The organism is Blautia sp. JLR.GB0024 (assembly GCF_037000545.1).
GTDB classification, from domain to species: Bacteria; Bacillota; Clostridia; order Lachnospirales; family Lachnospiraceae; genus Blautia; species Blautia celeris.
Map to the genome: position 1 here is coordinate 418,123 of NZ_JBANBF010000002.1, position 14,479 is coordinate 432,601.

Annotated in this window: 14 protein-coding genes; 13 read left to right on the forward strand and 1 reads right to left on the reverse strand. The window is 48.1% G+C overall.

Going from position 1 to position 14,479, the window contains the following annotated elements; translation table 11 throughout:
- The first annotated feature begins 15 nt into the window (after positions 1-15).
- From V8Q34_RS05980 to V8Q34_RS06030, 11 genes are all read left to right on the forward strand, one after another.
- Positions 16-1,053: a zinc-dependent alcohol dehydrogenase gene (locus V8Q34_RS05980; RefSeq protein WP_033142120.1), complete on the forward strand. Its 1,038-nt coding sequence runs from the start codon at positions 16-18 to the stop codon at positions 1,051-1,053.
- A 172-nt stretch (positions 1,054-1,225) separates the two neighbouring features.
- On the forward strand, positions 1,226-1,846 hold the full coding sequence (locus V8Q34_RS05985) for a hypothetical protein (protein ID WP_103731210.1): 621 nt from the start codon (positions 1,226-1,228) through the stop codon (positions 1,844-1,846).
- Positions 1,847-2,083: 237 nt separating this feature from the next.
- Positions 2,084-2,653: a PduL/EutD family phosphate acyltransferase gene (locus tag V8Q34_RS05990; protein ID WP_033142122.1), complete on the forward strand. Its 570-nt coding sequence runs from the start codon at positions 2,084-2,086 to the stop codon at positions 2,651-2,653.
- 266 nt (positions 2,654-2,919) lie between these two features.
- Positions 2,920-3,288 (forward strand): hypothetical protein, encoded by a 369-nt coding sequence (locus V8Q34_RS05995; RefSeq protein WP_335835069.1) that lies wholly within the window; start codon positions 2,920-2,922, stop codon positions 3,286-3,288.
- Positions 3,245-3,676: a hypothetical protein gene (locus V8Q34_RS06000; RefSeq protein ID WP_335835070.1), complete on the forward strand. Its 432-nt coding sequence runs from the start codon at positions 3,245-3,247 to the stop codon at positions 3,674-3,676. The genes V8Q34_RS05995 and V8Q34_RS06000 overlap by 44 nt, the downstream gene beginning before the upstream one ends.
- 312 nt (positions 3,677-3,988) lie before the next feature.
- Positions 3,989-4,891 carry a 1-phosphofructokinase gene (pfkB, locus tag V8Q34_RS06005; RefSeq protein ID WP_103731208.1) on the forward strand — a complete coding sequence of 301 codons (903 nt, stop codon included), beginning with the start codon at positions 3,989-3,991 and terminating at the stop codon, positions 4,889-4,891.
- Positions 4,892-4,906: 15 nt separating this feature from the next.
- Complete coding sequence (locus V8Q34_RS06010; RefSeq protein ID WP_033142124.1) at positions 4,907-6,820, forward strand: PTS fructose transporter subunit IIABC; 1,914 nt, start codon at positions 4,907-4,909, stop codon at positions 6,818-6,820.
- A 25-nt stretch (positions 6,821-6,845) separates the two neighbouring features.
- A complete protein-coding gene (locus V8Q34_RS06015) occupies positions 6,846-7,103 on the forward strand; it encodes an HPr family phosphocarrier protein (RefSeq protein ID WP_033142125.1) in 258 nt (85 codons plus the stop codon).
- 175 nt (positions 7,104-7,278) lie between these two features.
- On the forward strand, positions 7,279-8,931 hold the full coding sequence (gene ptsP, locus V8Q34_RS06020) for a phosphoenolpyruvate--protein phosphotransferase (RefSeq protein WP_335835071.1): 1,653 nt from the start codon (positions 7,279-7,281) through the stop codon (positions 8,929-8,931).
- A complete protein-coding gene (locus tag V8Q34_RS06025; RefSeq protein ID WP_335835072.1) occupies positions 8,921-9,667 on the forward strand; it encodes a DeoR/GlpR family DNA-binding transcription regulator in 747 nt (248 codons plus the stop codon). Before ptsP ends, V8Q34_RS06025 begins: the two co-directional genes overlap by 11 nt.
- 108 nt (positions 9,668-9,775) lie before the next feature.
- Positions 9,776-10,225 (forward strand): MarR family winged helix-turn-helix transcriptional regulator, encoded by a 450-nt coding sequence (locus V8Q34_RS06030; protein WP_033142134.1) that lies wholly within the window; start codon positions 9,776-9,778, stop codon positions 10,223-10,225.
- 63 nt (positions 10,226-10,288) lie between these two features.
- Here the strand turns inward: V8Q34_RS06030 and V8Q34_RS06035 are convergent, their stop codons facing one another.
- Positions 10,289-12,070, reverse strand: coding sequence for a DUF885 domain-containing protein (locus V8Q34_RS06035; RefSeq protein WP_335835073.1), 1,782 nt, complete (start codon positions 12,068-12,070; stop codon positions 10,289-10,291).
- A gap of 126 nt (positions 12,071-12,196) precedes the next feature.
- On the opposite strand from V8Q34_RS06035, the gene V8Q34_RS06040 reads away from it, so the two are divergent.
- Positions 12,197-13,513: a hypothetical protein gene (locus tag V8Q34_RS06040; protein WP_335835201.1), complete on the forward strand. Its 1,317-nt coding sequence runs from the start codon at positions 12,197-12,199 to the stop codon at positions 13,511-13,513.
- Between the two features lie 19 nt (positions 13,514-13,532).
- Complete coding sequence (gene trxB / locus V8Q34_RS06045; protein ID WP_148391920.1) at positions 13,533-14,462, forward strand: thioredoxin-disulfide reductase; 930 nt, start codon at positions 13,533-13,535, stop codon at positions 14,460-14,462.
- The last annotated feature ends 17 nt before the right edge of the window (positions 14,463-14,479 follow it).

The window sequence follows — 14,479 nt, forward strand, 5'->3', positions numbered from 1 at the left end:
AAAGGAGAAGGTAAAATGACAGGAAAAGAGATTGTTTCAACAGAACCGAGAAAAGCATACCTCAGAGAATATGAAGATGTTCCGGTGAAAGAGAATGAGATTCGCGTGAAAGTAGAATTTGCCGCGGCAAAACACGGAACGGAGTTTACTCATTTCAGGGGTGAAGACCCATTTTTGGAAAATATTTTTGATGAAGAATATCTTCTTTTCAGAAAGAGCAAAGAGGCAGCAGAGAAACCATTTTTTATGCGCCCCGGAAATATGTGGATCGGTCATATCACAGAGATGGGAAAGGAAGTAAAGGGATTTGAAATCGGAGAGCGGATAGCCGGTTATGGCCCTCTCAAAAGTACCCACACCCTCAAGGCAGAGGAGGCATTTAAGATGCCGAAACGTATGACATGGAAGGAAGCTGTGTGCTATGACCCTGCACAGTTTGCCCTTGGAGGAATCCGGGACGGTCAGGTAAGGGTAGGAGATAATGTGGTGATCTCAGGTCTGGGAGCCATCGGCCTGCTCGCTGCACAGTTTGCAAGACTGGCGGGAGCGGCAATGGTGATCGTATGCGATCCTATTGAAAAGCGGAGAAATGTAGCATTGGAGAATGGGGCGGATCTGGCTCTCGATTCTTCCTCCGTGGATGTGGGATTTGAGATCAAGAAAGCAACCGGGAAACGTGGGGCTGATGTAGTGATAGAGACCAGCGGTAATTACCATGCGCTCCAGCAGGCGATCAGGGGTGTGGCTTATAACGGAAATGTAGCTGTCGTCGGATGGTATCACGAATGTCTGGGCGGCCTGAATCTCGGAAGGGAAGCTCACTTTAACCAGCCCAACATCATTATATCAAGAGCCTGCAGTGAACCGAACCGGGAATATCCCAGATGGAGCTTTGAAAGAATCTGTAACACCTGTTGGGATATGCTGGCAAAAGGTCTGCTGAAATGTGAAAATATTGTTGACCCGGTTGTGCCCATAGACAAGGCCGCTGAGACCTATATGAGTATTGACAGGAACCCGTCCAGCAGTGTAAAGATGGGAGTAGAATTTTAACTGAATAAAGTTGGCGTATAACGGCCGGCCGGAGACATCCTGCAGGCCGTTATTTTCATGTTTCCCTTCCCTCCGTTGGAAGATTGTGTTAAACTAGACAAAGAAAAAGAGTGAAAAGCTAAAAGTACCGGGATGTGCCCGGTCTGTGAGAGAACGATTAAGGGATAAAAAGATGAAGATTTTGAAAACGGCGGGGAAAGTCATAGCAGCACCTGTGCTTTTCTGTGTATTTTTGCTGGCAAGGTGTTTTCAGTTTTTTTTAAAGGTCTGTGGAGCTGTGGTAACATTTGTGTGCATTCTGGCAGCCGTGGTGCTGACCATCGGCGTGGTGGCACAGATTGCGCTGCAGATGCAGGGACGCGGTCCGGGGATCGCGGCGATCATCATCAGTGTCTTGGTGGCGGCTGTTCTGGCATACGTGCCGGGCGCCGGTGTAGGTGCTGTGATGGTTGTTCTGGAAGGTATCTGCAGCTGGATCATGAAGTTTTATAAAACAGCGCTGGAGAGCGTACATATTGTGCACAAAAAGACAGGATACAAATGGGCGGATTATGACTGGGACAGCAATAAAGTCTACAACAGTGTCAGGAATTCTGCCATTGGAGAGAGCGAGAGAAGGATACACTACTTTAAGGGTATCCACACCCAGGAGGAGTTAAAGCGGCGCGCCTGGGCACTGCTGAAGATCTACCAGCCGGACAACCGGTTTGGGGAGGATGAGATAACGAGAAGCATTATGGCGGAATATGATTATTTAAAAAAGAAGCTGCCCAAAAGCAGCAGCGAGGAGTGACAGCAGGCGCCTTCCGGCAGCAGTACACTTCGCCTCATGTACCGCGAAAAATGCAAAAAGTGCCAAAAGAATCCCTGCGGATGCGTTGACAAGCCTTTAAAAAAAGTTATAATAATAAATAGAGAATGTTAATTGCAACAGGAGTATGGTTGTTGTGTGTTTTGAATGTATGTATTCGTAACAGTTCAGCTGACTGAACCGTTATGAACAAATTAATTATTGTGTGGAGGATATGAAATGAAAGTATTAGTGGAAACATCTGCAAGACATTTACACTTATCCCAGGAACATCTGGAGATTCTGTTTGGCAAAGGCCATGAGCTGACTGTAAAGAAAATGCTGAGCCAGCCGGGACAGTTCGCATGTGAAGAAAAAGTTGAAGTGATCGGTTCCAAAGGCAGCCTGAAAATGTCTGTTTTAGGACCTGTAAGAAAAGATACTCAGGTTGAAGTATCCCTGACAGACGCAAGAAGCCTTGGCGTTGCTGCTCCTATCCGTGAGTCCGGCGATATCGCAGGCACAGGCGCATGTAAATTAGTTGGCCCGGAAGGTGAAGTAGAACTGACAGAGGGCGTTATTGCTGCAAAACGTCACGTACATATGACTCCGGAAGATGCTGAAAAAGCAGGCGTAAAAGACAAAGACATCGTTAAACTGGAAATCGAGTCTCCAAACGGAAGATCTCTTACATTCGGTGATGTAGTTGTACGTGTAAGCGCTTCTTATGCAACAGCAGCACACATTGATACAGATGAAGCCAACGCTTTGGCTCCTGGAAAAGAGTGCTACGGAGAAATGACGAAATAATCTGAGACTGACAGATCTGCGCCCGGTATTGACCGGGCGCTTTTTTTATAAAATTACTATTTACATTACCCTTGACAGAATCCCCCGGTTCTGTTACGCTGAGAACATATTCAAAACGAAAGCGTTCTGCTTTTGATTTCTTCGCAGTTTCTGCGGTTTTCCATTTTTAACAAATCTATAAAAGGAAGTGGGTGAGGCTTTGGGCGAAGTCTGTCTTTTTGTATTGTATTTTCCATTCTAAAAAGATATAATAAAGGGAGAAATGTATGGGAGACATTGCATATCAAAATAAAGATATTGCACTTAAATATTTCGGCGATGCACTGAAGAATAAAAAACTGACTGTATATGGCCTGCCGCATATAAAAATAAAGGATTCCAGGCCTACAAACCTTCCTGCTATAGAAGCCAATGAGTTAAGGATAGATAATCTATTTATCCTTGAGGACGATTCCTATGCGCTGATCGATTATGAGAGCACTTTCGGGATTCAGGACATCATAAAATATGTAAACTACATAGCCAGGATCTTGAAACGTTTTATCAGACAGGAAAAAGGCCGGAGATCAGGAAAAGGCAGAAAAGCAGGCATTGGTAGAGGAGACAGTAAGGCTGGCGCAGGAGATCCGGGATGAGGAGCAGCGCATGCAGGCCCTTGCCGGAATCCTTACCTTTGCGGATAAGATTTTAGACAGGGATTATGCAAAAAGGATCAAGGAGGTGATAGGCATGAATAAGGTTGAACAGTTATTTTTTGATGAAGGAGTTGAGATGGGTATTGCAAAGGGCATTGCCAGAGGCAGAGTAAAAGGTGCGGCAGAGGGCAGAGCGGAGCTGATCGGATGTATAAGAAAGAAGTTAAAAAAGGGCTATGCGGTGATTGAGATTGCTGAAGTACTGGAATTGGAGGCCTTATACGTCAGGAGAATAGCAGATCTGATACAAAATGAGCCCGAGGATTCTGATGTGGAGATTGCCGAGAAGCTGTTCCGGGAGGAGAGCGTGCAGCAGACCGCCGGATAAATCGGGAATGCTGATAAAATGTTATTATATGGTATAGGAAAGCCGAAGAAAGAAGATATTAATAGGGATATCTTTTTGCCTTCGGCTTTTTATATTGTCTTGAGGAAATACAAAGAATATAAATGACTGAGTATGAACGAATGTGGATATATATACTTGGATACACATTAAAATATTCAAAACTGTGCATATTGCACCAAAACGAGTCGCTATTTTCGTGAATTAATTTGATTGAATTTGAGCGAATATGGCTGTATAATACAGATAGTGAAAGAAAGAGATAACCGGAACAACCGGACAGGAGGGAAGCATATGATTTACACGGTCACATTCAATCCGTCACTGGATTATATCGTTTCCGTCGAGGATTTTCAGCTTGGTATGACGAACAGGACAGATTCCGAACTGCTGCTTCCGGGCGGCAAGGGCATCAATGTATCCACAGTGCTCATGAACCTGGGTATTGAGAATACAGCACTGGGATTTACCGCCGGATTCACCGGCGATGAGATCCGCAGGAAAGTGGAGGAGATTGGCGTGAAAGCGGACTTCATCCAGATAGAGAAGGGAGTCTCAAGGATCAATCTGAAGCTGAAATCCATTGACGGTACAGAGATTAACGGACAGGGGCCGGATATTGGGAAAGAAAAGGTGGAGGAGCTGCTTCGGCGGCTGGATGGCCTGAGTGAGGGGGATGTGCTTGTCCTTGCAGGCAGTATCCCGGCATCTATGCCGGATGATATTTACAGGGATATCATGAAGCGGCTCACCGGGAGAGGAATCATGATCGTGGTGGATGCCACCAGAGATCTGCTGGTCAATGTACTGGAGTATCACCCCTTCCTGATCAAGCCCAACAACCATGAACTGGGAGAGATATTCGGTACGGAGATCAAAACCAGGGAGGAAGTTCCCCCATACGCCAGAAAGCTGCAGGAAATGGGGGCTTGTAATGTGCTGGTTTCCATGGCAGGGCAGGGCGCGGTGCTGGCTGCTGCAGACGGAAGCTGCCATATGGCGCCTGCCCCAAAAGGGAGGCTTGTAAATGCAGTGGGAGCAGGGGATTCCATGGTGGCCGGATTTCTGGCCGGATGGATGGAAAAGAAAGATTATGTCCACGCATTTCATATGGGAATCGCGGCGGGAAGTGCCAGCGCGTTCTCGGAATACCTGGCGAAACGCGAGGAAATAGAAGCTGTCTATCAAACCATATAAAGGAAGGAAACGGGTATGAGAATAACAGATTTACTGGACAAGAGAAGTATTTCCCTGAATGGTGCCCCAAAAAGCAAGGAGGAGGCACTTGACCAAGTGGTCGCTCTGATGACAAAGAGCGGTAAGATCAATGACGAGGAGGCCTACAGAAAGCAGGTATATGCAAGGGAGGAGGAGAGCACCACAGGAATCGGTGAAGGAATCGCCATTCCTCACGGAAAATGTGACGCGGTTGACAGACCCGGCCTGGCGGCCATGGTCGTGAAGAACGGTGTTGACTTTGATGCCCTGGACGGGGAACCCGTGACTCTGATCTTTCTGATCGCGGCACCCAACACGGAAGACAATGTACATCTGGATGTGCTCAGCAAGCTTTCCGTTCTAATGATGGATGAAGATTTTTCAGACTCTCTCAGAAATGCAGGGTCTGTGGAAGAATTTCTGGAGATCATAGATAAGGCAGACGATGAAAAACCGGACATTGACCAGCGCCTGGCAGAACCCGCAGAGGAGCAGGGAGGGCAGGCTAAGATTCTGGCTGTTACCTCCTGTCCCACCGGCATTGCCCATACCTATATGGCGGCCGAGGGGATTGAGAAAGCAGCCAAGGCCAGAGGCTGTTTTGTCAAGGTGGAGACAAGAGGTTCCGGCGGTGCTAAAAATGTGCTGACAGACAGGGAGATCCAGGAAGCGGACTGCATCATTGTGGCCGCGGACGCACAGGTTCCCATGGACCGTTTTGACGGCAAAAAGGTGATTGAATGTCAGGTTTCAGACGGTATCAGCAAGGCAGACACACTGCTTGAGAGAGCGGTAAACGGGGATGCTCCTGTATACCACGCATCCGGTGCTGTGCAGAAGAGCTCCCAGACAAAGAGCGGCGGAAGTGTGGGACATCAGATTTATACACAGCTTATGAACGGCGTATCCCACATGCTTCCCTTTGTGGTGGGCGGCGGTATCCTGATCGCCATTGCGTTTTTGATCGACGGTTTCAGTGTGGATATGAATTCCCTGCCCATGGACCAGAGGGCGGATTTCGGTACCATCACACCGGTTGCAGCTCTGTTTAAAAGCATCGGCGGTACAGCATTTGCCTTCATGCTTCCGGTTCTGGCGGGATTCATCGCCATGGCTGTCGGTGACAGGCCTGCCCTTGCGGTTGGCTTTGTAGGCGGCATGATCGCATCCCAGGGACAATCCGGTTTTCTGGGCGCTCTGGCAGCGGGATTCGCGGCCGGTTATCTTATCCGTCTCCTTCGCAGGGTGTGTGATAAGCTTCCACAGGCCATCGAGAAGATTGCCCCGGTCCTGATCTATCCGGTTGTGGGGATTCTGGTTATGGGGCTGCTCATGACATTTGTGGTGGAACCCATCATGGGCGGTATCAACACAGCCCTGAACAATGGATTGACAAGTATGAGCGGTTCCAGTAAGATTATTTTAGGATTGATTTTGGGCGCCATGATGGCCATTGATATGGGCGGTCCTTTCAACAAGGCAGCCTATGTATTCGGAACAGCGTCCATCGCGGCGGGAAATTATGATATTATGGCAGCGGTTATGATCGGCGGTATGACACCTCCCTGTGCCATCGCTCTTGCAACACTGCTGTTTAAGAATAAATTTACGAGAGAACAGAGGGAGGCAGGCCCCACCAACTTTATCATGGGTCTGGCATTTATCACAGAGGGAGCCATTCCCTTTGCGGCTTCCGATCCCCTCCATGTGATTCCCGCATGTATGATCGGCTCCGGTGCTGCCGGGGCGCTGAGTATGCTCTTTAACTGTACACTGATGGCTCCCCACGGCGGAATCTTTGTTTTCCCTGTGGTTGGAAATGCGGTAATGTATCTGGTGGCGCTTGTGGCCGGAACTATTGTTTCTGCCGGGCTGCTGGGCGTTTTTAAGAAGAAAGTAAATGAATAAATAATCATAAAAGGAGAGAAAGATCATGAAAGAATTTAAGTACACCATCACAGACCCGGAAGGCATCCATGCACGTCCCGCAGGAGAGCTGGTTAAAGTTGCAAAAGGATTTGCCAGCAGCATCAAACTTGCAAAGGATGGAAAAGAAGGAGACTGCAAGCGGATTTTCGGTATCATGGGCCTTGGCGTGAAAAAAGGACAGGAAGTGACCCTGACATTCGACGGCGAAGACGAGGATGCCGCATATGAGGCAGTGAGCACATTTATGCAGGAAAATCTGTAATCAAAGCAAAATGAGTAAGAAATAGTTTAAAATACATTTGGGTAGGCAAGAAGCTGCTGCAGAGGAAAGCTGCAGCAGCTTTTTTCAGGTTACTGATCACACGCGGCTGTCCCGCCATGCACGGAGTGAACAGCAGCATTTTTCAGGCAGGAACATGTCAGAAAGGAGTACAGGGATGAAGGAATATAGAGGAAAAAGTGTATTTGGCGGTATTGCAATTGGAAAGATATGTGTATACCGGAAAGGGGAACAGCAGGTCAAACGCGTAAAGACAGAGGATACCGACGATGAGATGCAGCGCTACACCCGGGCAAAGGAGGAGGCAGTCAGTCAGCTGAAAGGCCTGTATGATAAGGCAGTAAAGGAAGTGGGGGAGGCGAATGCCGCTATATTTGAGATCCATCAGATGATGCTTGAGGATGATGACTATAATGAATCTGTCGAAAATATTATCAGGACACAGAAGGTCAATGCAGAGTACGCCGTCGCAGCGACCAGCGACAACTTTTCCCAGATGTTTGCCTCCATGGAGGATGAATATATGAGAGAGCGGGCTGCTGATGTAAAAGACATTTCCGAGCGTATCCTGGCAGTTCTGGGAGGCGGGTCGAAAAGTACGGTGAACACAGAGGAACCGGTGATCATCCTGGCGGATGATCTGGCGCCCTCCGAGACAGTGCAGCTTGATAAAGATAAGGTCCTCTCCTTTGTCACCGTCCACGGTTCCGTAAATTCCCATACTGCCATTCTGGCCCGTACCATGGGGATCCCTGCTCTTATCGGAACCGACATCCCTCTGGATGACCGTGTGGACGGAAAGCTTGCTGTAGTGGACGGCGCGGACGGCACAGTCTATGTGGACCCTGACCCGGAAATCCTTACTGAAATGCAGAAACGCCGGCAGGAGGAAGAGGAGAAAAAAGAACTTCTCCAGCAGTTAAAAGGAAAAGAAAATATAACGCTTGACGGTAAAAAAGTCATGCTATATGCTAATATTGGAAATATAAAAGATCTGGCTACTGTTGTACAGAATGATGCCGGCGGAATCGGCCTTTTCAGAAGTGAATTCATCTATCTGGAGAAGGAGGATTACCCCACCGAGGAGGAACAGTTTAAGATTTATAAAACGGTGGCTGAGACCATGGCCGGAAAGCGCGTGATCATCCGCACCCTGGATATCGGCGCCGACAAAAAATGCGGTTATTTTCATATGGATGATGAGGATAATCCGGCTCTGGGATACCGGGCCATCCGCATCTGCCTCACTCGCCCCCAGGTGTTCAAGACACAGCTCCGGGCTCTGTTCCGGGCTGCTGTCTACGGGAATCTGGCGGTCATGTATCCCATGATAACAAGCCTTTGGGAGATTAGGAGGATAAAGGAGATCGTGGAGGAAGTGAAAGTAGAGCTGGAGGAGCAGAATATGGATTACCGGATACCGGAACAGGGTATCATGATAGAAACGCCCGCAGCGGTCATGGTAAGCGCGGACCTGGCAGAAGAGGTGGACTTTTTCAGCATCGGCACCAATGACCTGACCCAGTATACCCTGGCTGTGGACCGTCAGAATCCACAACTGGATGCGTTCTATGATCCCCACCATCCTGCAGTCCTGGCCATGATTCGGATGACTGTGGAAAATGCCCACAGGGCAGGTATCTGGGCAGGAATCTGCGGAGAGCTGGGTGCGGACCTGACTCTGACCAGGGAGTTTCTGGCCATGGGAGTGGATGAACTCTCTGTTTCGCCCGGACGGATTCTCCCCATCCGCAAAATCGTTCTGGAGACAGATGTAGAAGAATACAAGAGGAAGAAAAATGCTGACTGAGAAACGTTTTGAAGAGATACTGAAGCTTCTGGATGAAAAGAAAAGTATAACGGTCACGGAGATAAAGGAAATGCTGAATACATCAGAATCCACCATTCGCCGTGACCTGACAGCCCTCGACCGGGCAGGAAAGCTGGTAAAGGTGTTCGGCGGTGCCGTGGCGGTGGATGCTGCGTTTACGGCTGCGGAGCCTTCCGTGGCCCAGAAAGTCGGTGTGAACAAGGAAGAAAAGCAGGCCATAGCCCGCTATGCCGCCTCTCTGCTGGTACCGGATGATTTTATCTATCTGGACGCAGGGACGACCACAGGATACATGATCGACTATGTCACAGAGAGATCCGTAACCTTTGTGACAAACGCGGTATCCCACGCACAGCGCCTGGCAGCCCTGGATTTCCGTGTCCTTTTGATCGGCGGGGAACTGAAGGGCACCACAGAGGCGGTAGTGGGAAATCAGGCAATCTTAAGCCTCCAGAACTTTCACTTTACAAAAGGTTTCTTCGGCACAAACGGAGTCAGCAGAAAAGCAGGCTACACCACACCGGACTGCAATGAGGCCCTGGTGAAGAAAACTGCCCTGGAACAGTCCGGAAAACGCTATATCCTGGCGGATGCGGCAAAGTTCGGGAATATCAGCTCTGTCACATTTGCACCCTTTGAATCTGCGGAGGTCCTGACCGACCGGGAACCGCCGGAATCTTTTGCAGGGTGCAGGAATGTTTTGAGCATTAAATAGATAGGGGGTATGTTCCATACGTGATTTCCTTTGATTATCAAAAGTTTTGATTGTTTTATATATATAAATCATATATAATAGAATCAAACATAACAAAGGAGTGATAAAGTGGAACCTTATGAAGTCTTTCATGACGTCCTGGTCAATCTTTTCCAGGAAATTATGGATATAGAAGAGAAGGCCCTTATTACTTCTGAATTCAAAGATATTTCCGTAAACGACATGCACATTTTAGAAGCAATCGGAGTGAACAGCGCCCGAAACATGTCATCCGTGGCAAAGACCCTGTCCGTGACCGTGGGAACCCTGACGATTGCCATAAACAGCCTGGTGAAAAAAGGATATGTGAACCGAGTCAGAAGTGAGGAGGACCGTCGGGTGGTGCTCATATCCCTGACAAAAAAGGGAGAAAAGGCCAATACCCACCATATGAAATTCCATGACGGAATGATTCAGGCTCTGATGAAGGACCTGGATGAAGAGCAGCAGAAAATACTGGTGAAGTCATTGCTGAATCTGAGAAAATTCTTTGATTCCTACAGGGATAAGAAAGAATAGAAATTTCAAAAATGCCGTAAGAACAGACTGCATCTCTGCAGACTGTTTTTACGGCATCTCTTTTTACTGTTTATATTCCATGAGCAGATATTTTTTCAAAACAGGAAACTGTGCAGGTCCCAGTTCCAGAATGTATCGGTGAAATTCCTTTAACTGGAAGGACTTCCCGGCAGCCGTCTGCGCTTCTTTTTTCAAATCCATAAAGTTCAGATATCCCAGATAGTATTTCAGATAATTCCCCGGATTTTCCACTATATACTGGAAGATTTCCCTGCAGGTATCCTGTGAGGCGATTCCGAAAGAGTTCAGTGTCTTTGTCACTGTCCCCAGGTCCCAGCCATGGTCATGGATGCCAATGTCCAGCAGAGAATAGAGGCAAAGGCTCACGGAGCGGTTCAGCCACAGAAGTTCCATCAGGGAATCATCCAGTTTCAGATATTCTGCGCCGTACCCATAGGACAGGGATTCCACGTAAGTGGCCCAGCCCTCCACATAACCGCCGAAACTCAGGAGATGCCGTATATCATCCGGTTCTGTTTTTCCGAAATACAATGTCTGGTACAAATGACCCGGAAATCCCTCGTGCGCCAGTGTAGTGAAGAGTTCCGCCTCGCTTACCTGACTGCTCTTGTTGATATAGATGATATTGGGACTCAGGGTATCGGCCGGTGGTGTGAGGTAAAAGGCAGGGCTGGAAAAGTTTTCCATGGATTCATGCACATATTTTACCTTGTAGGCAGGCTTTCCGCTGTCGGGGAAATCTTCGCAGATGGCTTTGTTCAGGTAATCAAGCATCTGTGCCGGCGTACTGCTGCAGGTTTCCGGCAGGGAGGAGGCATCTGCCAGCAATTTGGGATTGGATACGATCAGGCTCTGCATTTTTTTATAATCGGTCAGGAGTTGTGTGTAGAGCCGTTCTTCGATTTCCTTGATGGTCCTGTAATCCCCGGTTTCACTGCGGATCAGATATCGGTAGTATGATGTCCCTCCAGGGAGATTGGACAACCCTCCGGAATTTGTTCCGTTTCCCTTTAAGTCAGCCAGACCTTTGGCCAGGGACTGATAGGCAGGGAAGACACGTTTGGCCATGATTTTTTCATGCATTTTTATGTAAGAGTCAGCCTGCTTCTGAGTCATGGCTTTCCGGGAGACAAATCCCTTCATCTTATCCTTAAACATGGTGGAAAGATAATTGGCGGACAGGTCTTCTGTGAACGCATTGCACTGGGCAATGATGCGGTCCACGCTGGTATCACTCATAAACAGGCCTTCTTCTGCCTTTTTCTTTTCAAATTCCAGGATCTCGTCAAAATATCCGGTCATGGAGGAGAGAAGTGTAAAGTAATCCTTGATATCATCAGAGGTGCGGAAAGTATATTCCGCCAAAAGTACAGGAAGCTGGGACTGTATGCCCAGATTGGGGCTCAGCGGTTCCTGCAGCATATAATTATCTTTTATGGAAAGCTGTGTGTTAAAGTCAAGCTTCAGGATGTCGTAGGTGATACGGTTGTCTTTGGACAGCTCTTTGTAGGTGAACTTTTCCAGGTTTTTCTTGTACTCCTCCACGGAATCATAGCTGTCCTTTAGTTTATCCGGGTCCATGGAACCCAGCTTGATGGGATAATTCTTTATCCCGTATTTTTCAGGATAGGCCAGAGTATAATGGAGGTTTAAGGTGTTGGATTTCACCTCCTCGGTAAAAAGCTGATGTGTAAATTTTTCAAAACGGGCATCTTCTGTAAGAAAGCGGTCTTTTTGGGTATAAATAATAAGGAAGAGGAAGACAGCCAGGACAATAAAACCGGGGACCAGAAATCTCTTCTTGGAAGATAAGAATTTTTTCAAAAGATGCTCCTTGGATGATACTTGAGAACTCTTTAACAGTTTATGAAAAAATCAGGCATGTATGCGTATTTTCATTGTAAAAGGGCACGGGGATGTGATAAACTTTTGGTAGTGGATGTAAAGGAGGTGACTGGTTTGAAGAAGAAGTTATGTATGGTATGCCTGCTGGCAGCGTTTCTGACGGCGGGCTGTACACAGAACGGGCAGGAACCCGCGCCTGAAGATGAGGACGTGATGACACTGCCGGATGAAGAACAAGCAGATGAGGAGACAAAAGAAGAACAAAAAGAATACAGCGTGGAGCTTTCAGATAAACTCTCAGATTTTCAGTTTTCCATCAATGAGACGGTCTACGCACTTCCGGCAAAGCTGCAGGAGTGGAAGAATGCAGGCTGGACCTATGAGAAGGACAACGGCAAAAAAGCCCTTGATCCGGAATCTTTCCTGGAAGGTGAGACGCTGGACAGTGAGGGCGGTTCCCTTACAGTGGATATTGTCAACCTGGACGGGGAGAAGAAACTGCTTGGTGAATGCTATGTAGGCGGTGTACAGCTTGAGAGCGGGGAGGATGACAGCCGTGTCTACCAGCTTCCGGGAAAAATCAGGATGGGAACCTCCACTTTGGATGAAGTCACAGAGGCATACGGCATGCCGACGGACCAGTATGAAGAAAAGGATAATATCTACCTGACTTATGAATATGGAATTTACAAGCAGGCTGATCTTGTATTTGACGTACAGGATGAGATACTGTATAAGGCAGTGCTGAAAAATTACAGAGAGCCTGAGGACAGTAATGAAGAGGTAAGTAAAGAGACCCCGGCGGAGGTGCTGAGCTATCAGGCACCGGGAGCATTTCCGGAGGACATCATGGAGTTTGTGGTGCGGTATGGGGGAAATTTCTATAAGCTTCCGGCTCCGGTCTCAGAATTTACGAAGAACGGGTGGGAGATTTTGGAGGATGGTTCAGACAGCATTGTTAAGAGCGGCCGCCATGGTTATGTGACGCTGGAGCGTGACGGACAGACCCTGTATGCAGTGGTGAACAATTACGCTGATCTGGCAGTCCCTCTGGAAAACAGTTTTGTTATCAGCGTGCACGGCGACTTTGATGTCACCAAAGTATCTGTGGAGATTTACAGGGGAATCACCTTGGGTATGAGTGAAGAGACTATGAAAGCTCTGCTTGGTGATAATGTATATGAGACGGAGGAGCTGGACAATGGTGTTTCCTATTTTATCTACGCAGATGAGGCAAAACAGAATTACACCAGGATCTTTGTGGATAAGGACCTGAAGCTGGTCAGAGAAATAGAATTGTCCAACAGCCCGGACACACTTTCTGCGGCGGCCATCGGTACGCCAAAGGAAGAGCCGGACAGCGTGGATGCCGCGGCGATGTACGGGGATGACGATTTTCCCAGTGACGCAGGCGAAGAATAAAGAACAGAGGTAAAACAAAATGGAGCAGAAAATATACGACATCATCATCATCGGTTCAGGCCCGGCAGGGCTTTGTGCAGCGATTTATGCCAAACGGGCACAGCTTGATATGCTGGTCATTGAGAAAGATTTCTCCAGCGGGGGGCAGATGGTGAAGACCTACGAGGTGGACAATTATCCGGGACTTCCGGGGATGAGCGGCTATGATATGGCGGAAGCTTTCCGAGGCCATGCGGATAAACTGGGTGCGGTATTTGTCAGGGAGAATGTGAAAGAGGTACAGACAGCGGGTGAACTGAAGAAAATAATCACAAATAAAAACCAGTACCTTACAAGAACCCTTGTTATTGCGGCAGGTGCCCGGCACAGGACACTGGGAATCCCCGGTGAGGAGGAATTTTCCGGAATGGGTGTTTCCTACTGTGCTACCTGTGACGGCGCATTTTTCAAGGACGGGGTCACGGCTGTGATCGGCGGCGGCGATGTGGCGGTGGAGGATGCCATTTTCCTGTCCAGGATTTGTAAAAAAGTGTATCTGATCCACCGCAGAGATGAACTTCGGGCAGCAGGTATTTTGCAGGAAAGCGTAAAGGCTATTGAAAACGTGGAGATTGTGTGGGATACTATTCCGAGGGAAATCAGGGGCACAGACCAGGTGCAGAGTCTCGCGGTAGAAAATGTAAAGACAGGGGAGACGAAGGAGCTTGCCGTTGACGGTGTATTTATCGCAGTGGGTATCCTGCCTAACACAGAGGAATACGGCAGTCTTGTAAAATTAAACGAAGCCGGCTATATAGAGGCGGGAGAAGACTGTGCATCCAGCGTTCCGGGTATCTTTGCAGCCGGTGACATACGGACAAAACAACTGCGCCAGATTGTGACAGCAGCGGCAGATGGAGCCAACGCGGTGGATTCTGCCCAGAAATACCTGATGGAACAGAAATTATGAAAAAAATATAAGAAACA